General features: G+C 46.5%; 17 protein-coding genes and 1 pseudogene. 10 read left to right on the top strand and 8 right to left on the bottom strand.

Going from position 1 to position 18,884, the window contains the following annotated elements; genetic code table 11:
* Nucleotides 1–21: 21 nt before the first annotated feature.
* Nucleotides 22–1,389 (bottom strand): phage tail sheath family protein, encoded by a 1,368-nt coding sequence (locus tag V7Q13_RS09085; protein ID WP_333800363.1) that lies wholly within the window; start codon nt 1,387–1,389, stop codon nt 22–24.
* Nucleotides 1,390–1,582: 193 nt separating this feature from the next.
* Between V7Q13_RS09085 and V7Q13_RS09080 the strand changes: the two genes are divergently transcribed.
* Nucleotides 1,583–2,026 carry an SRPBCC family protein gene (locus V7Q13_RS09080; RefSeq protein ID WP_333800362.1) on the top strand — a complete coding sequence of 148 codons (444 nt, stop codon included), beginning with the start codon at nt 1,583–1,585 and terminating at the stop codon, nt 2,024–2,026.
* A gap of 52 nt (nt 2,027–2,078) precedes the next feature.
* Nucleotides 2,079–3,101 (top strand): NYN domain-containing protein, encoded by a 1,023-nt coding sequence (locus tag V7Q13_RS09075; protein ID WP_333800361.1) that lies wholly within the window; start codon nt 2,079–2,081, stop codon nt 3,099–3,101.
* 71 nt (nt 3,102–3,172) lie between these two features.
* Here V7Q13_RS09075 and V7Q13_RS09070 read toward each other — a convergent pair whose 3' ends face one another.
* Nucleotides 3,173–4,708 carry a lipopolysaccharide biosynthesis protein gene (locus V7Q13_RS09070; RefSeq protein WP_333800360.1) on the bottom strand — a complete coding sequence of 512 codons (1,536 nt, stop codon included), beginning with the start codon at nt 4,706–4,708 and terminating at the stop codon, nt 3,173–3,175.
* Nucleotides 4,709–4,826: 118 nt separating this feature from the next.
* Here V7Q13_RS09070 and V7Q13_RS09065 point away from each other — a divergent pair, with 118 nt between their 5' ends.
* Nucleotides 4,827–5,534, top strand: coding sequence for a hypothetical protein (locus V7Q13_RS09065; protein ID WP_333800359.1), 708 nt, complete (start codon nt 4,827–4,829; stop codon nt 5,532–5,534).
* Nucleotides 5,535–5,538: 4 nt separating this feature from the next.
* Here the strand turns inward: V7Q13_RS09065 and V7Q13_RS09060 are convergent, their stop codons facing one another.
* From V7Q13_RS09060 to arfB, 3 genes and pseudogenes are all read right to left on the bottom strand, one after another.
* Nucleotides 5,539–6,567: a cytochrome-c peroxidase gene (locus tag V7Q13_RS09060; RefSeq protein ID WP_333800358.1), complete on the bottom strand. Its 1,029-nt coding sequence runs from the start codon at nt 6,565–6,567 to the stop codon at nt 5,539–5,541.
* Between the two features lie 4 nt (nt 6,568–6,571).
* On the bottom strand, nt 6,572–7,318 hold the full coding sequence (locus V7Q13_RS09055; protein ID WP_333800357.1) for an MbnP family protein: 747 nt from the start codon (nt 7,316–7,318) through the stop codon (nt 6,572–6,574).
* 12 nt (nt 7,319–7,330) lie between these two features.
* Nucleotides 7,331–7,735 (bottom strand): annotated as a pseudogene (gene arfB, locus V7Q13_RS09050) (alternative ribosome rescue aminoacyl-tRNA hydrolase ArfB); the annotation flags it as partial.
* Between the two features lie 291 nt (nt 7,736–8,026).
* Between arfB and V7Q13_RS09045 the strand changes: the two are divergent.
* Together V7Q13_RS09045 and dcm are read left to right on the top strand one after the other, a co-directional pair.
* Complete coding sequence (locus V7Q13_RS09045; protein WP_333800356.1) at nt 8,027–8,362, top strand: helix-turn-helix domain-containing protein; 336 nt, start codon at nt 8,027–8,029, stop codon at nt 8,360–8,362.
* On the top strand, nt 8,346–9,665 hold the full coding sequence (gene dcm / locus V7Q13_RS09040; protein WP_333800355.1) for a DNA (cytosine-5-)-methyltransferase: 1,320 nt from the start codon (nt 8,346–8,348) through the stop codon (nt 9,663–9,665). The genes V7Q13_RS09045 and dcm overlap by 17 nt, the downstream gene beginning before the upstream one ends.
* A gap of 17 nt (nt 9,666–9,682) precedes the next feature.
* Here the strand turns inward: dcm and V7Q13_RS09035 are convergent, their stop codons facing one another.
* From V7Q13_RS09035 to V7Q13_RS09025, 3 genes are read right to left on the bottom strand one after another with little or no spacing between them, the layout of a single operon-like run.
* Nucleotides 9,683–10,297, bottom strand: coding sequence for a BglII/BstYI family type II restriction endonuclease (locus tag V7Q13_RS09035; RefSeq protein WP_333800354.1), 615 nt, complete (start codon nt 10,295–10,297; stop codon nt 9,683–9,685).
* Between the two features lie 38 nt (nt 10,298–10,335).
* Complete coding sequence (gene lpxD, locus V7Q13_RS09030) at nt 10,336–11,376, bottom strand: UDP-3-O-(3-hydroxymyristoyl)glucosamine N-acyltransferase (RefSeq protein ID WP_157475860.1); 1,041 nt, start codon at nt 11,374–11,376, stop codon at nt 10,336–10,338.
* A gap of 48 nt (nt 11,377–11,424) precedes the next feature.
* Nucleotides 11,425–12,627 carry an HD domain-containing protein gene (locus V7Q13_RS09025; protein WP_333800353.1) on the bottom strand — a complete coding sequence of 401 codons (1,203 nt, stop codon included), beginning with the start codon at nt 12,625–12,627 and terminating at the stop codon, nt 11,425–11,427.
* 309 nt (nt 12,628–12,936) lie between these two features.
* On the opposite strand from V7Q13_RS09025, the gene V7Q13_RS09020 reads away from it, so the two are divergent.
* The 5 genes from V7Q13_RS09020 to hypF all read left to right on the top strand — a co-directional run bounded on the left by V7Q13_RS09020 (nt 12,937) and on the right by hypF (nt 18,873).
* Nucleotides 12,937–13,395, top strand: a complete 459-nt coding sequence (locus tag V7Q13_RS09020) for a nucleoside deaminase (protein WP_333800352.1) — start codon at nt 12,937–12,939, stop codon at nt 13,393–13,395.
* A complete protein-coding gene (locus V7Q13_RS09015; RefSeq protein ID WP_333800351.1) occupies nt 13,392–14,606 on the top strand; it encodes a hypothetical protein in 1,215 nt (404 codons plus the stop codon). Before V7Q13_RS09020 ends, V7Q13_RS09015 begins: the two co-directional genes overlap by 4 nt.
* 100 nt (nt 14,607–14,706) lie before the next feature.
* Nucleotides 14,707–15,318 carry a superoxide dismutase gene (locus tag V7Q13_RS09010; RefSeq protein ID WP_333800350.1) on the top strand — a complete coding sequence of 204 codons (612 nt, stop codon included), beginning with the start codon at nt 14,707–14,709 and terminating at the stop codon, nt 15,316–15,318.
* A 168-nt stretch (nt 15,319–15,486) separates the two neighbouring features.
* Complete coding sequence (locus tag V7Q13_RS09005; protein WP_333800349.1) at nt 15,487–16,476, top strand: alpha/beta fold hydrolase; 990 nt, start codon at nt 15,487–15,489, stop codon at nt 16,474–16,476.
* A 105-nt stretch (nt 16,477–16,581) separates the two neighbouring features.
* On the top strand, nt 16,582–18,873 hold the full coding sequence (gene hypF / locus V7Q13_RS09000; protein WP_333800348.1) for a carbamoyltransferase HypF: 2,292 nt from the start codon (nt 16,582–16,584) through the stop codon (nt 18,871–18,873).
* Nucleotides 18,874–18,884 lie beyond the last annotated feature (11 nt).

The raw sequence follows: 18,884 nt of genomic DNA, 5'->3' as shown, positions 1-18,884 counted from the left end.
TGCAATCTGTTTGATATTTTATTACACAGCCATTTTTTGCTGAAACGACAGCACTAAAAACTCAGCAGGCCTTACTACAGATATCATAATTTGTACACGAAGCATTCCTTCCAACAAATCTGTATTAGTCATGGTTTTACCCAAACCAATTTGCACTGCAAAAGCATGTTCCGGTTTAGCGCCTTGCAATGCTCCTTGCTTCCACAGTTCCGTCAAATAGTTTTCTATCAACGCTTGAATGTTTATCCAGGTGTTGGCATCGTTTGGTTCAAATATAAATTGCTGCAACGCAGCGGCAACGGCAGTTTCAATCATGATGCAGGTTCTTCTGACTGGTATGTAACGCCAGTCTGTGGAGTTACCATCTAAGGAGCGGGCACCCCAAACCAGTACACCTTTTCCTGTAAATGAACGAATGGCATTAATGCTTTTACCATCAATCGGAGCGTTCAATTCAGCCTGTTCGTTATTGTTGATTTGTATCACCGGTGATATCACGTTATTGATACTTACATTGGCTGGTGCATTCCATACACCACGAGTGTTGTCTACCAAACAATACAAACCGGCTACGGCACAGGAGGGGGGCAAAGTAACTCGTAATGAACGCAGGGCTAAAGACATGTCAATCGTCGTTTTTGCTGGTTCATCAGCCATGGTAAGCCCATGCAGTGAACCATTATTGCTGCTATCAGCTTTGCCAGCTTCTTTAATCAAGGTGTTATGATTAATGCTCACCTTTTCGGGTGCATAGCAGGCTGCAATTCCCGTTTGCAAATAAGGATAGTAGGCAGCGCCATACCGCAATCCCTCTGCTTTACCACCCGTTATCATCTTTCTGAAAAACGAAACATCATTGCCTTCCGGCACAGGTTGGTTGCTTACATCACAGAGCACAAAACGGTCTTGTGTGCTGGCAGCTTGTTGCATGGCGGTATTGTATAAGGCATACAACTCAGCAGGATTTTGCATGGCGCCCCCTTCGGGAAAAACAAGTAATGTAATTCCCTTTTGCTGCTGCGCTGCCTGCAAACCACGCAGCAAGTCATGGGCATAAAGGTTTCCTGTCGTTCTTCCAACAGAAATGATGTAACACGGCCCACCTCCATTGGCAAAATATATTTGTAGCTGATACCAAAAAATGTGCGGTGAAAAGCTACTGATAACAGCATCCACTTTTCGTTGTATCAGCTTTTCTGTTGCCCCGGTTTTTTCTATTACATCATCAATCGTCAATGTAATTATTTCAGCAGGCATGCTGCCAAAATATTGTTCAAACTCATGTAGACCATTGATGCGGAACGGCGTAAAATCCAAATCATCAGCTGTTGTTTTTTTCGCCATTTGCGTGTACCCGATAAATGCAGGCACAGCCGTGGAAATATCCATCGGTAAGGAGTTTGGAAAAGCAGAAACCTCCTGAATATAAACGCCGGGTGTTTTGTATGAAGTAGCCATACTTGCTGAATACGGTTGATGTGAGTAGATATGTTGCGCTGCAGGCACAACAAGGTAGCTGTACTGCTACGCAATGCCAACAGTTGATGCATTATTTTTACAACTGTTTCATTCAACTCCACTTATGCTGGTTACTGCACAAATTATTATTCATCGGCCTTCTTTAGAAGTGCTGCAATCTTTTTTGCATACCCAACATACACAGGCATGGTGGCAGGGTTGTCACACATTTGCCGATGTGGCTGCTGGCTACATCAGCTGGCAATGGCGAGATGCAGGCGGGCGTTTTCAGTACATCAGCAGTGGCGAAATACAGCAGTACGAACCGGGTTTATTTTTGCAACTGCGCAATATGTGGCAATACGATTTTGAGAAAGCCAACCCATTAGGCCCTATTGATTTGCTGATAGAATGTACGCCACAATCGGGGCAAACTTTGCTACATATACAGCATGGGCCATTTGCCACACACAGTGCCGAATGGCAGGCGTATGCGGCGGCGGTAGAAAGCGGCTGGCAACAAGTATTGCCACAGCTAAAACAATATTTGGAAAGGGCTACGATATAGCAACATCACAACGCCCCATTTTGCAGAGTGTATTCTTGTGTACTTTTACTGTATGAAAATGGAATCGCCCAATCATGCAGCAGTATTTATCGATTACGAAAATATTTTGTATCACCTGAAGGCTGAGTATGCACAACCACCTCAGCTTACAGATGTCATCACCGGCATTCTTCGTAATCTCAGAAGCTACCTGAGTAACGAATTAAAACTCGATGTGATTATTACCAAAGCCTATGCCGATTTTGAACGTCAGGCAAGTGCGCTGGGGTCATTATACCTCATGGGTATAGATACACACAATGTGCTGGGCACTGAACATAAAAATGCTGCTGATATGCGGTTGTGTATAGATTTAATGGAAGTGCTGTACACCCGGCAAGATGTGCAACATTTCGTACTCGTAGCCGGCGACAGAGATTATATACCCATTGTACAACAATTGCGCCGCCAGGGGCGTAGTGTAAAAGCGGTTGCCTTCAGGGCAAACCTTTCCGGCGATTTATTGCAGATTTTGGGTGAACAAAATTTGATTGAAGCTGATCAGTTTATTGTGAATGCTGATAAGAAAGAACTGCTGATTCACAAAAACGCTCAGGTGGGTAGTATCGGTCTAAAAATTGTAGATAAAATTGACCTCAGCGAAATTGAAGCCAGAACAAAAAAGAAACCAACCAGCCTCCTTGCCGATCAGCAAAATACTGCAAGTACTACTACGGCAAAAGAGCTTCCCAAAAAATCTACCGCTCTCCAGTATGCTTCGGCCTACGACACGGCTGAAGTACAAAACATGTTTGAAACCACCAGAAGCATTACTCATGCTAACACCAAAGAGTGTCTGGAAATTTTAGTGCAGTTTGCAGTAGACAGAAACTTGCGGGAAGTATGGCTGGCTCCTTTTTTGCGCCACATAACCGATGTAATGCCCATGCTGGCTGATTATGAACGGAAAGAACTCATTACCAACATGCGTATTTATGGTGCAATTGCCATTGAAAAACGCCCCGGCGAGGTAAATGATTTTTCTGTTATTCTCATCAACTACAATCACCCCAACGTAAAAGCCTGCATACCGTAAAGGGTGATGATTGGTAAAGGAACATTATTCAATGAAAATTGAGCTGCAAGTAGTGCGGCTAATAAGGTTGTTTACAAACGAGCCACCAAGCGGCCAACCAGTGGAAGTTTCACCAGCTCTCTTTTTTCCATTTTTGCAATAAAGAGAGCATAGCCTGCAAACAATGCCGCTGCAATTAAACCCTTGCCCCATAGCGATGAAATAAATGGATTGATGCCCCAATTGTGGAAAGCATACAAACCAACGGCTATCAACAAATAGGCAAGGTATTTTTTCCAGGCATAGGGTACCGGATAATAGCGCTGCCCCATGCGGTAGCTCACCAGCATCATGGCAGCATAACAAATAAACGTGGCCCATGCACTGCCAGTATAACCAAACAGTGGAATCCACCACACGTTCAGCAATACGGTTACCAATGCGCCACCCAATGTAATCCACGCACCGGCCCAGGTTTGGTTGGTGAGTTTGTACCAAATGCTGAGGTTGTAATAAATACCGAGAAACACACTGGCCATGGCCAATATGGGAATAATAGCAGAGCCTTCGTTGTAGGCTGCAAAATTTTCGCCATAAGCCAAACGCGTAATCAGCGGCAGGCCCAGCGCAATACCCAGCCACATGAGGCTGCAGGCAATTACAAAAAACTTCATTACACGGGCATAAGTACGTGGTGCGTTATCGCCGGTGCTTTGTTTGAAAAAGAAGGGCTCGGCGGCCATTTTAAACACCTGAATAAACATGGTAATGAGTACCGCCACTTTGTAGCTGGCACCAAAAATGCCCAGTTGTCGTTTCTCTTCTTCTAATGGCAAATCGAGCACATGGCTGTACACCAGGCGGCTCAGCATTTCATTAATCATGCCGCCAAAGCCAACAATGATTAACGGATATGCATACTGCATTACCTGCTTCCACAGTTTGGCATCAAACTCAATGCGCAGTGCTTTCCACTCTTCCCACAGCAGCAAGAGTGATATGGCACTGGCTATTGCATTGGCCACTATGTAATAGCCAATACCAAAGGAGGGATTGTAAAACAGGAGCAAAGAATCGTTGGGGTCTTGCGCATAGCGCAGCGGACAAAAACGAAGGAAGTAAAAGCTGAGCAACACTGTAAGGCCAATGTTCATCACTTTTACAAAAGCATACTTGCGGGGCCGCTCCTGGTGCCGCAGCCGGGCAAAAGGAATAGTGGAAAGAGTATCAAAAAACAGGATGTACACCATCCACCTGAAGTACTCGGGCTTTGCTTCCAATGAAGTGAAGCGGGCTAATGGCTCGGTAAACAACAACAACAAAACGGAAAACACAATGCTGCTGCTGATGATGGAAACACTGAGTGTGTTGAATAGTTTCTTTTCTTCGGTATGTTGTACAAAGCGGAAGTAAGCTGTTTCTAACCCGTATGTAAACAAGATGTTCAGAAACGGTATGAGGGCATACACCTGTGTAATATCCGCAGTAACCGTAGGGCCATACCACCTGAACAAAAAGATGGATAAAAGATAGCCCAAAAATCGGGTAGCAATGGTGGGTACTCCGTACCACAAGGTTTGTCCGGCTAACTTTTTTACACTACCCAATTGGTCTGTTTTATGCTGCAATTTATTGAACTGTATAGCAATGCAGGTGCCAAAAATGTGGCCTACCGTTATTTATGTTTATTTTTAACGGAGTAGCCCGATGCATGCATCTACAGGCCACCTGCAAAAAACAACAACTATGAAAAAGCAACTCTCTTTTGTAATGGCCATTTTGCTGGCCTGCACCGTATTTGCACAAAATCCGGCTGCTGTAGCCATCACGCCAGCTCACCCAACCCATATTGGTCAGGTTACATTTAATGGCATCGATTATCCCTGTACCATTACCGATTACGATGCAGCAACAGCTGTAGTGGAAGATGCCATCAAAACGTACATGCAATCGCTTGGGTACAAGCCCGACAGCCGCAAAGGTTTTATGGTGTACCGAAATGTACGATTAACCAATGTGAACAATGGCCAACCGGCAGACTTATTCATTTTGGTTGAAAGCAAAAGCCGTCAGGAAAAAGATAAATCCACCGTGTACAGCATTACCAGCGAGCCGGGTAAAATACCCGATAAGAAAGCAGACAAGGGTAGCATCAATCCGTCAGCCGTGGCAATAGCTACCGGTGCAGGTATGCTGTTAGCAGATCTCAACCAGCATGTGGTGGCTAAGGAATTTACACGCCAGCTGGGGGTGCAGCAAGAGCTGGTAGCCAAAACTGAACGCAAACTGAAAGACCTGCAGTCAGATTACTCCACTATGCAAAAGAAAGTAGAACAATTGCAAAAAGACATGTCGCAAAACCAAAAAGATCAGGAAGCAACCAGCAAACTCATTGAAGAAGAAAGGAAGAAACTGGCTGAGCTGGAAGCGAGAAAACCCGGCACCGGCAATTGATATTTTAGGGCTGTGCCAGTTTTTTGTTTTTCAGAAATGCAGAGTCCGTTAGTGCTGTAAAAAAAGCCACCAACTGCCCCTTTTCAAAATTGGAAAGGGGTATTTTATTTTTCACCAGCGGGTCGGTGGTGGGCCCGTTGATAACGCCGCTGTTGTAGTGCTCCAGCACTTGGTACACATCAAAAAAGCGGCCATCGTGCCCGTAGTAACTGCTCACCATAATGTTGCGCAACGAAGGCACCCGAAACTTGAGGCTATCGGCCGGGTTTTGGGTAATGCGCATCCGGCCTTTGTCTTGCAGCACTGCATCCATCGGTATGCCGGTGTTGCGGTAGCTGAGGTCGGTAAACAAAGGCTCTTTGTGGCAGCTGGCACATTTCTGTTTAAAAATGTCGTAGCCCAAACTTTCGGGGAGATTGAACGTCGATTCACCCCGCATTACTTTATCGTATTTGCTATCGGCACTTACCATGGTAAGCATAAACTGGCTGAGGGCCTGCGTCATGCGTTTGGTGTTGATCTCTTCACTACCGAAGGCTGCTGTAAACATCATTCTATACGTAGCATCGGCCCGCAGTTTGTTCAGCACATTGTCGATGGTTTCAGCCATTTCTACCGGGTTGGTTATGGGTGCCAGCGGTTGCAAATCGAGGTGGGTAATGCCACCATCATGATGAAACTCGCTGTACCAGGCTAGGTTTTGCAAGGGTGGTGCATTGCGTAGCGTATGGCTATTGTTGAAGCCGTGGCTGAGGTCGTGGGCAAAAGTGCCAAAAGCTGCATCTTGCTGATGGCAACTGGCGCAGGGAAATTGTCCGTCTTTGCTGAGGCGGCCATCGTAAAACAATTTTTTACCCAGCGCAATGCCTTCTTCTGTCAATGGATTCTCCGCAAAATTGTACACGGCATTGGGCCAGCCAGCCGGTTGCGTAAAGCTGACAGGCGTTACAGGCTTCACCGTTGTCGAATCATTTTTATTGCAACTCAACAGCAGCAGTACACCAAGGCTTAATATGGAAAGAAAACCTCGCATCGAATCAATACTGTACTTCTTTGAGTGAAAACATGTTGGCGTAGTTGTTGGCTATTTTCAACGCCAACGCACCCGGCTCCATGGTAGTACTTTCTGTAGCAATAGAAATATTTGCGGCATCGGTAAACCATTTTAGTGCATCGGCCTGCAAAATAATATTGAAGCGACTGCCAGCAGTAATGGGTAATGAAGTGCTGAAAGGAATGCTCACCTGCCGCAATGCATTTTGCCCGGTACGGAAACCACCAATGTGGTAAGTAACCGCTTGCAGCGGCGCCGTGCTCACAAACGAACGGCCTTCGAGCTTGGCAAAAATGTAGCCGCTGTTCCAGGTCCAAAACATACCATTGGCAGGATCGAGGGCACCGGTTTGTACGCCGCTTACATTGCGGGCACTGTCTACACCAATCCAAAAGCGTAGGGTTTTTACCTGACCGGCTTTTAAGGGTATGCTGAATGACTTGGATGTAGCATTGGCTTCATCTACCAAAAAATAACTGTCCGGTATTTTTTGCTCTTCATTATTATCGTACACCACCGAAAAGTTGGAGAGATAATATTTGAACACATTGATGGTAACCGGATCGCCAGAGGCAATGGTCACCTGTGTGCCCAATTGCAATGGTGCTGCACCGGCTGCATGTTGTATGCTGATGGTTACCGGAACATCAGTAGCCGCAGTGTCCGATTTTTTTCGGCAACCCAGGGCTACAACTATTATTATCAAAAAGAGTGAAGCAAGTTGTTTCATACGTCAGGTGTGTTAATCGGTGATGTTCACTTTACCACGACTCTTTTTAATATCGCTGCGCTGCTTTTTGCTGGCAATGCGTTTTTCTTTGGCGGCCTTGCTGGGCTTGGAGGCTATCCTTGCTTTTTTCGGCGTCAATGCTTTCGCCACCAACTCCTGCATTTTGCGCAGCACTTCGGCTTTGTTGGATAGCTGGGTGCGGTGCGTTTGTGCTTTTACATGTAGCACTTGCTCAGCCGTGAGCCGGTGTGCCAGTTTTTGCAGCAGCAGCTTCCGCTGGGCATCGCTGAGCACAGCAGAGTTGGCCAGCGACCAAAAGCCGGTTACTGCCGTTTCTACCTTGTTGACGTTTTGACCACCTTTGCCACCACTGCGGCTAAACTGGTATTGTATTTCGTGTGCAAAATCGGGCTGCATAAGAGGCTAAAGATAACACGCATGGCCCGTAACTGATGGTGCTGTACAGTTTTAGGAGAAAATTGGAGCGGCGATGGGAGGTAACCACAAAGGCGCAAAGGAGGCACAAGGAGCACGAAGTTTTTACCACAGAGGCGAAGGAGGGAACACAGTGGGTATGGAGATTTTTTGATTCAGCAAACACTACATGCTTCAGGTTCATTATACTTTCTAACAGGTATAGAAAAAAGGTTTAAAGGACACTTGTTGTATTGCAAATTTCATTTTATGTTTGGACAAATATTGTCCCAAATGGCATATTCAAAGAAAAAAATAGCAACCGTTGGTGAACAACTCAGGTCTGAAAGAGAGGTAGCGAAACTTTCACTAAGAGAAGTTGGAATGCATACGGGAATAGACACATCACTTCTAGGTAAAATCGAGAGAAATGAAAGACACCCAACGAAGGAACAGATTAAGCAGTTAGCTGCATTTTTTAAAATAAATGAGAAAGAATTGATAAAAGAGCTGATTAGTGACCAACTAGCTTTTAAAATTTTATCAGAGGATATTGATATTGATACTTTCAGAGTAGCAGAGGATAAAGTTGAATATTTAAAATCTAATTACGATGGGAAAAAAAATTAGAGTTGTTGAGCTTTTTGCGGGAGTTGGTGGATTTAGATTAGGTCTAGAAGGTTGGAGAAATAAATCAGCTTGCTCTGGATATACAAAAAATTTAAAGCAAACCTATGAAGTCATTTGGAGCAATCAATGGGAGCCATCTACAAAAGCCCAACATGCATCTTATGTTTATGAACATCGATTTGGAAAAGAGGGACATTGTAATAAGGATATATCGACTGTTGATGTAAGTGAGATTCCAGATCATGACTTACTTGTTGGTGGCTTTCCATGTCAAGATTATTCTGTTGCAACTACTCTCAAAAACTCAAAAGGTTTGATCGGAAAAAAAGGAGTTCTTTGGTGGTCAATACATAAAATTCTGAGTGAGAAACTTAATAAGCCAAAATATGTATTCCTTGAAAATGTTGATAGACTCATTAATTCACCATCAAATCAACGTGGCAGAGATTTCGCAATAATATTAAAGAGCTTAGGTGACTTGGGGTATGCAGTTGAGTGGAGGATAATAAACGCAGCGGATTATGGAATGCCACAAAGAAGAAGAAGGATTTTCATTTTAGCGTATTTGAAGTCAACTTCAATTTACAATTCCATTAAAAAACAACGCCCACTGGATTGGATACTATATGATGGTACGCTTGCTACAGCATTTCCTATTACTTCGGTTCAAACGTTATTCCCAAAAGAATTTGAACTAAAAGTAGATATTGTGGACATATCGTCTAAATTCAATATTGATGGTGGGGAATCAATTTTTGAAAACTCTGGACTTTTTATAAATGGAGTTGTAACGACATTAAAATCTTCTCCTGTATTTAATGGCAATTCAACGGTTCTAGGAGATATAATTCTTAATGGTGAAGTAACTGACGAGTTTTATATTGACGAATGTGATTTGCAAAAATGGCGTATTCTTAAAGGACCTAAAAATCAGGTACGTATTAATGCTGACGGTCATGAATATAAGTATAGTGAAGGAGGAATGGTTTTTCCTGATCCGTTAGACAGACCTTCAAGAACTATAATAACGGGCGAAGGTGGAGCATCTCCCTCTAGATTCAAACACGTTATTAAAACTATTAAAGGGTTTAGAAGACTTTCACCTATTGAGCTAGAAAGACTAAATATGTTTCCTGATAATCATACTAAATTGGATGGCATATCAAATTCAAAAAGAGCATTCTTTATGGGTAATGCTTTAGTTGTTGGTGTTATTGAAAAAATTGGAATTGCTCTTAACGAAAAAGTTCAAGAAGTAGCAAACGTTCGATTAAAGAATCAAATTGAATCTTTAATCGATTAAAATAGATTTGAGTTACACTATTGAATTCGTTTGACAACACCCGAATGTCTTTTAGTAATTGGGTCTTTTATCTTCTCAATGATAAAGCCTTCAGGTGGAAGCAGTCCAATCAATACCATTGGAGTTGTAAGCTGATTTTGCATTGGTAGAAGGTAATCAAGATATTTTTCAAATTCGCCAACGGCACTATCGAATGCTCCTGCTTGCTTTAGCTCACTTGTTGCAGTAATTACTACAGCAAGTTCAGTTTGAATTGCTTTACTAATATGGTTTAGCTCACTTGCCATTACAGGCTTAAGCAAATTCCATGAAATTGCTTCACCATGATTAAATCCTACTTCAATTGATACTGGTGCTTTTGCAAAGTCAAGTCTCCATTTATCACCTTGATAATTATCATTTTGGAAAATTGGAGACTCTGGAATCCAGCCTTCAGAAATAAACCGTTCTTTTAGTAAGTGATTTATAGCATGAGACAAACTCATTTTGCCAACATATTTGTTATGCTGTATTATTAAATCTTCATCTGTTATGCTGGTTATTACATCATGTATATTGTCCCAAATGTCTTTATAGCTTGGGTCTTGAAAAATTATTTGCCCATTTCTGTGTGAATGAGTGATGTATTTCATTTTGCTTTAATTTCTTGATGTAAAAGAAAGAGTAAAAACTATCCGCCTGCTTTCAATGCAGCAATAGCGGCTTCCAGTTCTTTCACTTTCTTTTCCAGTTCGGGCAGGCGACGGCTCACAGCCTGGCTGCGCAGGGCAGAAGTATAATCGTAAGCAGGCGAGCCGGTCACAGCCTTACCATTGTCCAGCGATTTGCTGACCCCGCTTTGTGCATTGATTTTGGCACCATCACCAATTTTGATGTGGCCCACAATGCCTACCTGTCCGCCAATCATTACGCCCTTGCCCACTTTGGTACTACCGCTAATGCCGGTTTGCGCCGCTATCACGGTATGGCTGCCAATTTCTACGTTGTGAGCTATCTGTACGAGGTTGTCAATTTTAGCACCGGCATGCACCATGGTGCTGCCAATGGTAGCCCGGTCGATGGTGCTGTTGCTGCCCACTTCCACATCATCTTCCAACACCACATTACCCATTTGGGGCACTTTTTTAAACGTGCCATCGGCCTGTGGCGCAAAGCCAAAACCATCACTGCCAATGACGGTGCCGGCATGCACAATTACGTTTTTACCCAGCACACAGCGGTGATACACTTTTACGCCGGGGTTCAGCACGGTGTTGTCGCCAATGGTTACATCATCGCCAATAAATACCTGCGGGTAAATTTTTACGTTGTTGCCAATGCGAACATTCTTGCCGATGTAGGCAAATGCACCAATGTACACGTCGTTACCCATCGTGGCGGTATCATGTACAAAAGAAGGTTCTTCGCGGCCACTCAGCATTTGGCGTTGCATGGCTTCGTACTGGCTCAGCAGCGCAGCAAAAGCACTGTACGCATCGGGCACCCGTATGAGGGTAGCCTGCACAGCCTGCTTCAGCTCCAGCGATTCATTCACGATGACAACAGATGCCTGCGTGGTATAGAGGTATTCTTCGTATTTCGGGTTGGCTAAAAAAGCTAACTGTCCGGCCTGGGCTTCTTCAATTTTGCCAAAGCCACTTACGGCTGCCTGTGCGTTGCCTTCAACACGGCCACCGGCCAGCTGGGCAATTGTTGCTGCTGAAAACGTCATAAATCTAAAGTAGTGTTGTAGCGATGAAGGATGGACGATTCCACGGCCTTACACGCTGAGGTAGCAAATATACTGTTTGCCCACCGTGGCGGCGAGGCTCTGCTGTATCAAGGCATTGTCGACCTGCGAAATATCCCGCACATGGCCATCCTTAAACAGGATGTTGATGCGTTCATCATCGGTTTTGTAGGTGGTGTTGCGGGCTTCGCCGGTAAACACCAGGTAGCCAAGTTCCTCCTCCGTTACATCGGGATGCGCCTGTCGGATAGCAGCTTTTTTCTGCTCGATAACTTGTGGCGCAATGGGCTCCGATTGCAGTTTGATTTTAAACAGGTTGCGGTTGAGCAGGCAGGTACACATGGTAGCCAGCACCCGGTCGGGGTGTTGCTGCCACTCTTTAATGGCCATCATCACATCCACATCGTCGAGCATGGTAAAGCGGCGCAGCAGTTCAGCAGCGTCTTCGGTATCGGGGCGGTTGTGCAGCACATAGTGCAGGTTGGGGTGGCAGCCGGCGCCAATTTCACGGGCACGGCGAACAATACGTACCAACATTTGCTCGGCCGCCAGTACGGTTTTGTGCAGGTACACCTGCCAGTACATGAGGCGGCGGGCCACCAAAAATTTTTCGATGCTGTACACGGCTTTCTCTTCCACCATCAATTGGCCGTTGTGCACGGTCAGCATTTTGATGATGCGGTCGTAGCCAATTACCCCTTCGCTTACGCCGGTAAAAAAGCTGTCGCGGTTGAGGTAGTCCATGCGGTCAACATCCAGCTGCCCGCTTACCAGTTGGTGCAAAAAAGGTTTGTGGTAAGTATTGTTGAAAATGGCCAACGCAATTTCCAGCGCACCATTCAGCTCGGCATTGAGGTGCTCCATGATGAGGCGGCTCATGGTTTCGTGGTGTACGCCCTGTACCAGTGTGCCTTCGAGGGCATGGCTAAACGGCCCGTGGCCAACATCGTGCAGCAATATGGCTACTTTGGCGGCGGTGGCTTCTTCGGGGGTAATGTCAATGCCCTTGCGTTGCAGTTCGCCCAGCGCCTGACACATGAGGTGGTAGGCACCCAGGCTGTGGGCCATGCGGGTGTGCACGGCACCGGGGTACACCAGGTGGGCAAAAGCCATTTGGTAAATACGCCGCAGCCGCTGGTAATAAGGATGACTGACTACCCGAAACACCACCGGATCGTCGATGCTGATGAAACCGTAAATCGGATCGTTGATGATTTTGCCTTTGAAACTCATGTGGGGCAAAAGTCGGTCATTAGGGGGAAATGAAAGAGGCTTGAGAATTTTTGAACCACAGAGGTAAGGGAGGTAGGCACAGAGGAACATGGAGATTTTTTAACCACAAAGGCACAAGAGTGTCACAAAGGAGCACTAAGTTTTCAGGAAGCATTACTGGAAAATAATCCGTGAAACTGTGGCCAATACAAAACTTGGTGGTTGATAGATGATGGTTGGTGGTAAAATCCGTGCACATCCAAACTCATCCTGCACATCCGCGTCCCATTATCCGTGTCCCATTCTTCAAAGGCTTCGTATTTTGTGCTGGTGGAACCACTTTTCGACGACGAATATTTTATGCGCAGGGCGCTGCAAGAGGCACAGATTGCTTTCGACAAGGATGAAATTCCGGTGGGGGCGTTAGTGGTGCAAGACAATAAAATCATTGGCCGCGGCCACAACCAAACCGAGCTGCTGCACGATGTAACGGCTCATGCCGAAATCATTGCGCTTACAGCAGCCTTCAATCATTTGGGTGCCAAGTACCTGCCCGATGCAACCTTGTATGTAACACTGGAACCCTGCCACATGTGTGCAGGCGCTTTGTACTGGAGCAAAATTGGCCGCATAGTATATGGTGCTTCCGATGAGAAGCATGGCTACCGGAAATTTTATGGACATCAGTCGCCCTTTCACCCCAAAACGGTGGTGGAAAGTGGCCTGCTGGCCACCGCCGGTGCCGAACTCATGAAAACATTTTTTCAGCGAAAAAGAACCGCCAAATGAAACAACTGAAAATATGTATGCTATTGGTTTTGCTGGCAAGTGCAGGAAATAGGGCATTAGCACAGCAATCAGCTTTTAGAGTCATCATCAACAGTGATTATCTGGAAGCTGGCGATACTCTCGAAATTAATGCTGAGTATGCTGTGGGCGACCGGCAACTACCTCCCGCTACTTTGGCCGTAACGCTGATGAAAGAAGGTGAGCCCGAAAAGTTTTGGCAAATGCGCTGGCCGTTGGTGAAAGGCAAGGCTACCGCAGCTGTAGTGCTGCCAGATAGTATGCCTGTTGGCCTGTACAATATGGCCTTTGCTGTTCAGCCCAGGTTTTTAAAGTTCTATTGCGATTATATCTATCCGCAAAAGCCTACCCATTTACAGGCTGTTTTTTCGCACCTGGGAGGCATTCAGCGCCTTCCGTTTAAAGCTACACCCAATCGGCGTTTTGTAATGGAGGATATATTAATTACCGGAGATGTAACACTTAGTTTTCAGCAGCCAAACGATGGAGATGGAACCCCTGTGATGATGCGGGTGGATGCCTGGCTCGATTCCAGTTTTACGCCAGCGGCCTACGGGGTAAAACAATTAGCAGTGAACACACGCAACGATTCTTCCTACAAGCCGCAGCGGTTGTACAAGGAAACTTTTTTCAAAAGCGATTTCAGTTGCTTTCAGGGCAATTACGGGGCTAAGCTGAAAGCTGAAAAAGTAGCAGGTTTGCCACTTGCTAAACAGTTCGACAGCTTGTACATTCCGGCCGCTTTAAAAGAAGGGGCCAGCCATGTGTACGATTGTTTGGAAGACAGTGTTGCTACTGCGGCGAGTACTGTGTACGACTTGCTGCAGCAACGCCTGAAGGGTTTCGACATCAATTATTGGGGTTCAGTAGAAAATGTGCGGATATATAATCAATCATCATCCGACCTTCAGCTTTTGCAAAATGAATTGATGCTGGTTTGGAAAGATCAGTTGTACCGCTTGTATTTCGATGGGGTGTATGGAGATGCCAGTATAATGATATTACCACCCAATGCCTTTGGCAGCATCCGCATTTTCGATCCGCCTTTTTACACAGAGCCTTCTACAAAAAAGCAATTTGGCACCATTGCCGTTTTTAGTAAGCGGTATCCGTTTCCGCAGCCGTTTCCGTACCGCAGCCATTTTCAAATTCGGGGCTACACGCCGGTGGTGTTCGATTTGCCCTTGCAATAGCTGTTATCATTTCCTGAAATCGCATCCTTGGCCAACAATGCTTGTTTACCTTTGTTAGCTCTTCAGTTATTTATTTTCAAACAATTAAAAACTCAATAGCATGGCTTTTACATTAGATCCGCTGCCTTACGCCAGCAATGCGCTGGAACCTTACTTCGATCAGCAAACCATGGAAATACATCATGGCAAACACCATCAGGCCTATGTAACCAACCTGAACAATGCCATTGCCGGTACCCCCAACGAAGGCAAGAGCCTCGAGGAACTGGTAGCCAACGCTGGCGCTATCGGTGGTCCCGTTCGCAACAACGGTGGTGGCCACTGGAACCACGCTTTCTTTTGGGCACAACTGAAAGTAAACAACGGCGCAGCACCCACTGGTAAGCTGGCTGCCGCCATAGAAGCCGACCTGGGTGGCTACGACAAACTGAAAGAAGAATTTAAAAAAGCTGGTATCGGTCGCTTTGGTAGTGGCTGGGCCTGGTTGATTGTGAAAGACGGCAAACTGGTCATCAGCAGCACGCCTAACCAAGACAACCCGCTGATGGATGTAGCCGAAGTAAAAGGTACGCCTATCCTCGGCCTCGATGTGTGGGAGCATGCTTACTACCTGAAGTATCAAAACCGTCGCCCCGACTTTATTGATGCTTTCTGGAATGTGGTAAACTGGGATGTAGTAGCAGAACGCTACGAAAAAGCCCTCGGTGCTTAATACCAAATACAAGCATAAACAATAAAGCCGGTCATGTACCGGCTTTATTGTTTTGTGAAATGATGTGTGGAGGAGATTTGAACTACAGCGGTTCTTAAAATCTTATGGCATTTTTACAACCGTTTGTTCAACCACTTCGTAACTAGAGATGTTTGGTTCCCACTTTCTATGCAACATTTTCGCCCACAATTACAACGCACACTCCGCCGGCTCGGCCGCACCCTGCTGGCATTGTATCTGTTGGCCATTATCGGTGGCCTCATTGCCGATCAGTACGTGCAGTTCAGGCAAAGCGATGCGGAAACGCAACAGTTTTTTGCCAACCGCCAACAGCCCATTTACATCGGCTATTACAACACCCAGCAAAGACAGATGCGGTACATCTATACCGAAGATGATGCCAGCAAACCTGTGATATTATTCATACATGGTGCCCCGAGTAGCAGCAGTTATTTCCGCGATTATCTGAGCGATACCAACCTGCGCAAAGCTGCCAACCTGTTTGCCGTAGACCGCCCGGGTTATGGCTACTCTGGCTTTGGTGAGCCCGAGCCTTCCATTGCCAAACAGGCAGCCATGATTGCCCCCATTTTGTATCAACTGCACAAGCAATCGAGGCCGGTGCTGTTGGTGGCCGCTTCGTATGGCACAAGCATTGCAGCCCGCATGGCCATGGATTATCCGCAACTGGTAGATGGCCTTGTACTCTTGGCCCCCTCACTGGCCCCGGGGCAGGAAAAAACCTACGACGTGAGTTATGTACTCGAATCAACTTTCTTTTCGTGGGCACAACCCCGCATGATCCATTCAGCCAATGTAGAAAAGCTAACGCACCGCCAACAGCTGGAAGCCATGCTGCCCTATTGGAAAAACATCACCGTGCCAGTCACTTATTTTCAGGGGGCGGATGATGAACTCATTTACACCAGCAACGCAGCCTTTGCCAAACAACAACTCATCAATGCCAGCGAATTGAATGTGCACATGCTGCCGGGACTGGGCCACCTCATTGCCTTTAAAGCAAGACCAATCATTGTGCCTGCCATTGTAAACATGCTGCCCAAAGCAGCGCAGTATTTTGCGCAGCGAAAGCAAGATGTAGTGCAACCGCAACTTACAGCTGTGCTGCCTGCTGCAACATCAACCAATCGCCAGTAGTTACTATTTTTCATCAGTTTTTTTACCCGCATTAGCCATTAACTTGTTGGCCTAAACAAGCTATTGGCATCGTCTACACAAATACAAGCAGTTGACACCTGGCACATGCACCTCAGTGGGTTGGTGCAGGGCGTGGGCTTTCGGCCACTGGTATACCAGCTGGCTAATGCTGCAAGTATGCAAGGTGCTGTGTGCAACGATGCAGATGGATTACACATTTGGGTAAATGCATCAGCACAGGCAGCAGCTCATTTTTTACAAGCAATATTGGAGGCTGCACCGCCCCGTTCGGTGGTTACCAATAGTACGTTGGTAAAAGCCGAACCACAAACGTTCAACGGATTTACGATTGTGCTGGCTGATACCCCGAAAGCACCCCGCTTATGGATACCACCCGACTTTGCATTGTGTGAAGATTGTAAACGGGAGTTGCATGAAGCCGGTAACCGAAGGGAGCATTATCCATTCATTACCTGCACTACCTGCGGGCCGCGGTATTCCATCATACAGCAATTGCCTTTTGAAAGAGCTTTCACTACGATGGAGCCTTTCACCTTGTGCGACAGCTGCGCCGCAGAATACAACGATGTAAACGACCGCCGCTTTTTTGCACAAACTACTTCCTGCCACAGCTGTGGTGTGCAAATGACTTTGGCCATGCCGGATGGCAGCGTCATCACCGATACGGCCGCCGTATTGGAGCAACTGCTCACCACTTTACAGGCAGGAAAAATACTGGCCATTAAAGGTATTGGCGGCTTTTTATTGCTTACCGATGCGGGCAATGCCACGGCCATCGACAGGCTCCGTAACCGTAAAAAACGACCAGCCAAACCACTGGCAGTCATGTATCCATCTTTGCAGATGTTGGAGCAGCAAACCAGCTTAACAGAACTGCAAAGAACCTGGCTTACATCGCCCGTTGCACCCATTGTATTGCTGCCGATAACTGCACAAATGCAATATGAGTTAGCTACAGAACAATTGGCTCCGGGCTTGCAGAAGCTGGGCATAATGCTGCCCTATGCGCCGCTGTTTGAATGGCTGTTGACAGCCTACAAAAAACCAGTGGTGGCTACCAGTGCCAACCTGAGTGGTTCGCCTATCATTTACCAAAATGAACAAGCACAGCAGCACCTGCTGCAGGTGGCTGATGTGTTGCTATATCACAACCGGAATATCGTGATGCCGCAGGATGATAGTGTGCTCAGCATTGCTGCACAAAGCCAAACACCGGTATGGCTGCGCCGGAGCCGTGGCCTGGCGCCGGCATGCTCATTTTATACCCCACAACGCCAAGAGCCCATGCTGGCTACCGGGGCGTTGATGAAAAGCAGTTTTGCCATTGCACAAGATGGGATGACTTACATCAGCCAGTACATGGGCAGCACCGAAAGCTACGATGCACAACTCATGTACAGAGAGGGTTTGGTGCATGTGCAACAACTCTTGCAGCACCGGCCTTCGGTGATGATTACTGATAAACATCCTGCGTATTTCAGCCATGAGCTGGCTCTGGAGTTGGCTGCTGAACACAAGTGTCCCTTGTTGCTGATACAGCACCACAAAGCCCATGCTGCGGCGGTATTGGCCGAAAATTATTTACTGCATCAATCTGAACCCGTGCTGGCAGTGGTGATGGATGGCACAGGACTGGGCGATGATGGTAACAGTTGGGGCGGTGAGTTTTTCATGTACCACAACCACTGCATGGAAAGAGTAGCGCATTGGCAACCCTTCCCGTATTTGCTGGGCGATAAAATGGCCCGTGAACCACGGCTGTCGTTGCTGAGTGCATTGCCAGCCGGCATGCGGCATGTGTGCAAGCAATGGTTTACCGAAACGGAATGGACGCTCTACCAAAAAATGCTGCAATCGTACAAAGGCATAAATACCACAGCGGTTGGACGGTTGTTTGATGCGGCGGCCTGTTGGCTGTTGCAAATGCCGGGGCAGCAGTACGAAGGCCATGCTGCGATGCGGTTGGAAGCAATGGCAAATGAGTACGTGGAAACACATGGCATACCCGCTGCGTTTGACCTGAGTATTGAGGACAATACATTACCCGGTAGTCGCTTGTTGGCCATGCTCATACATGCAGAATCTGTGGGGGCCACTGCTCCCGAACTGGCGGCTCGTTTTCATGCCAGCATCAGCCAGGCTGTTTGTCAAATGGCCCGCCATTTGCAAGTGCAACAGGTGGCTTGCAGCGGCGGCGTTTTTCAAAACAGTTTGCTCATTGATATGCTGCACCTGCATGCCGGCAATGGCCTGCAATTGTATTTCCATCAGCAGCTATCGCCTAATGATGAAAATGTTTCGTTTGGCCAACTGGTATATGCCGATTGCAACATCGACGATGTGTGGGCTTCCGCTTTACATCAGGTGGCCGATTGATTTTTATCATA

It is taken from the genome of Phnomibacter sp. (assembly GCF_036803085.1).
Classification (GTDB): domain Bacteria; phylum Bacteroidota; class Bacteroidia; order Chitinophagales; family Chitinophagaceae; genus Phnomibacter.
The sequence above is the reverse complement of the archived record's forward strand: the minus strand, read 5'-3'. Positions and strand labels throughout refer to the sequence as shown.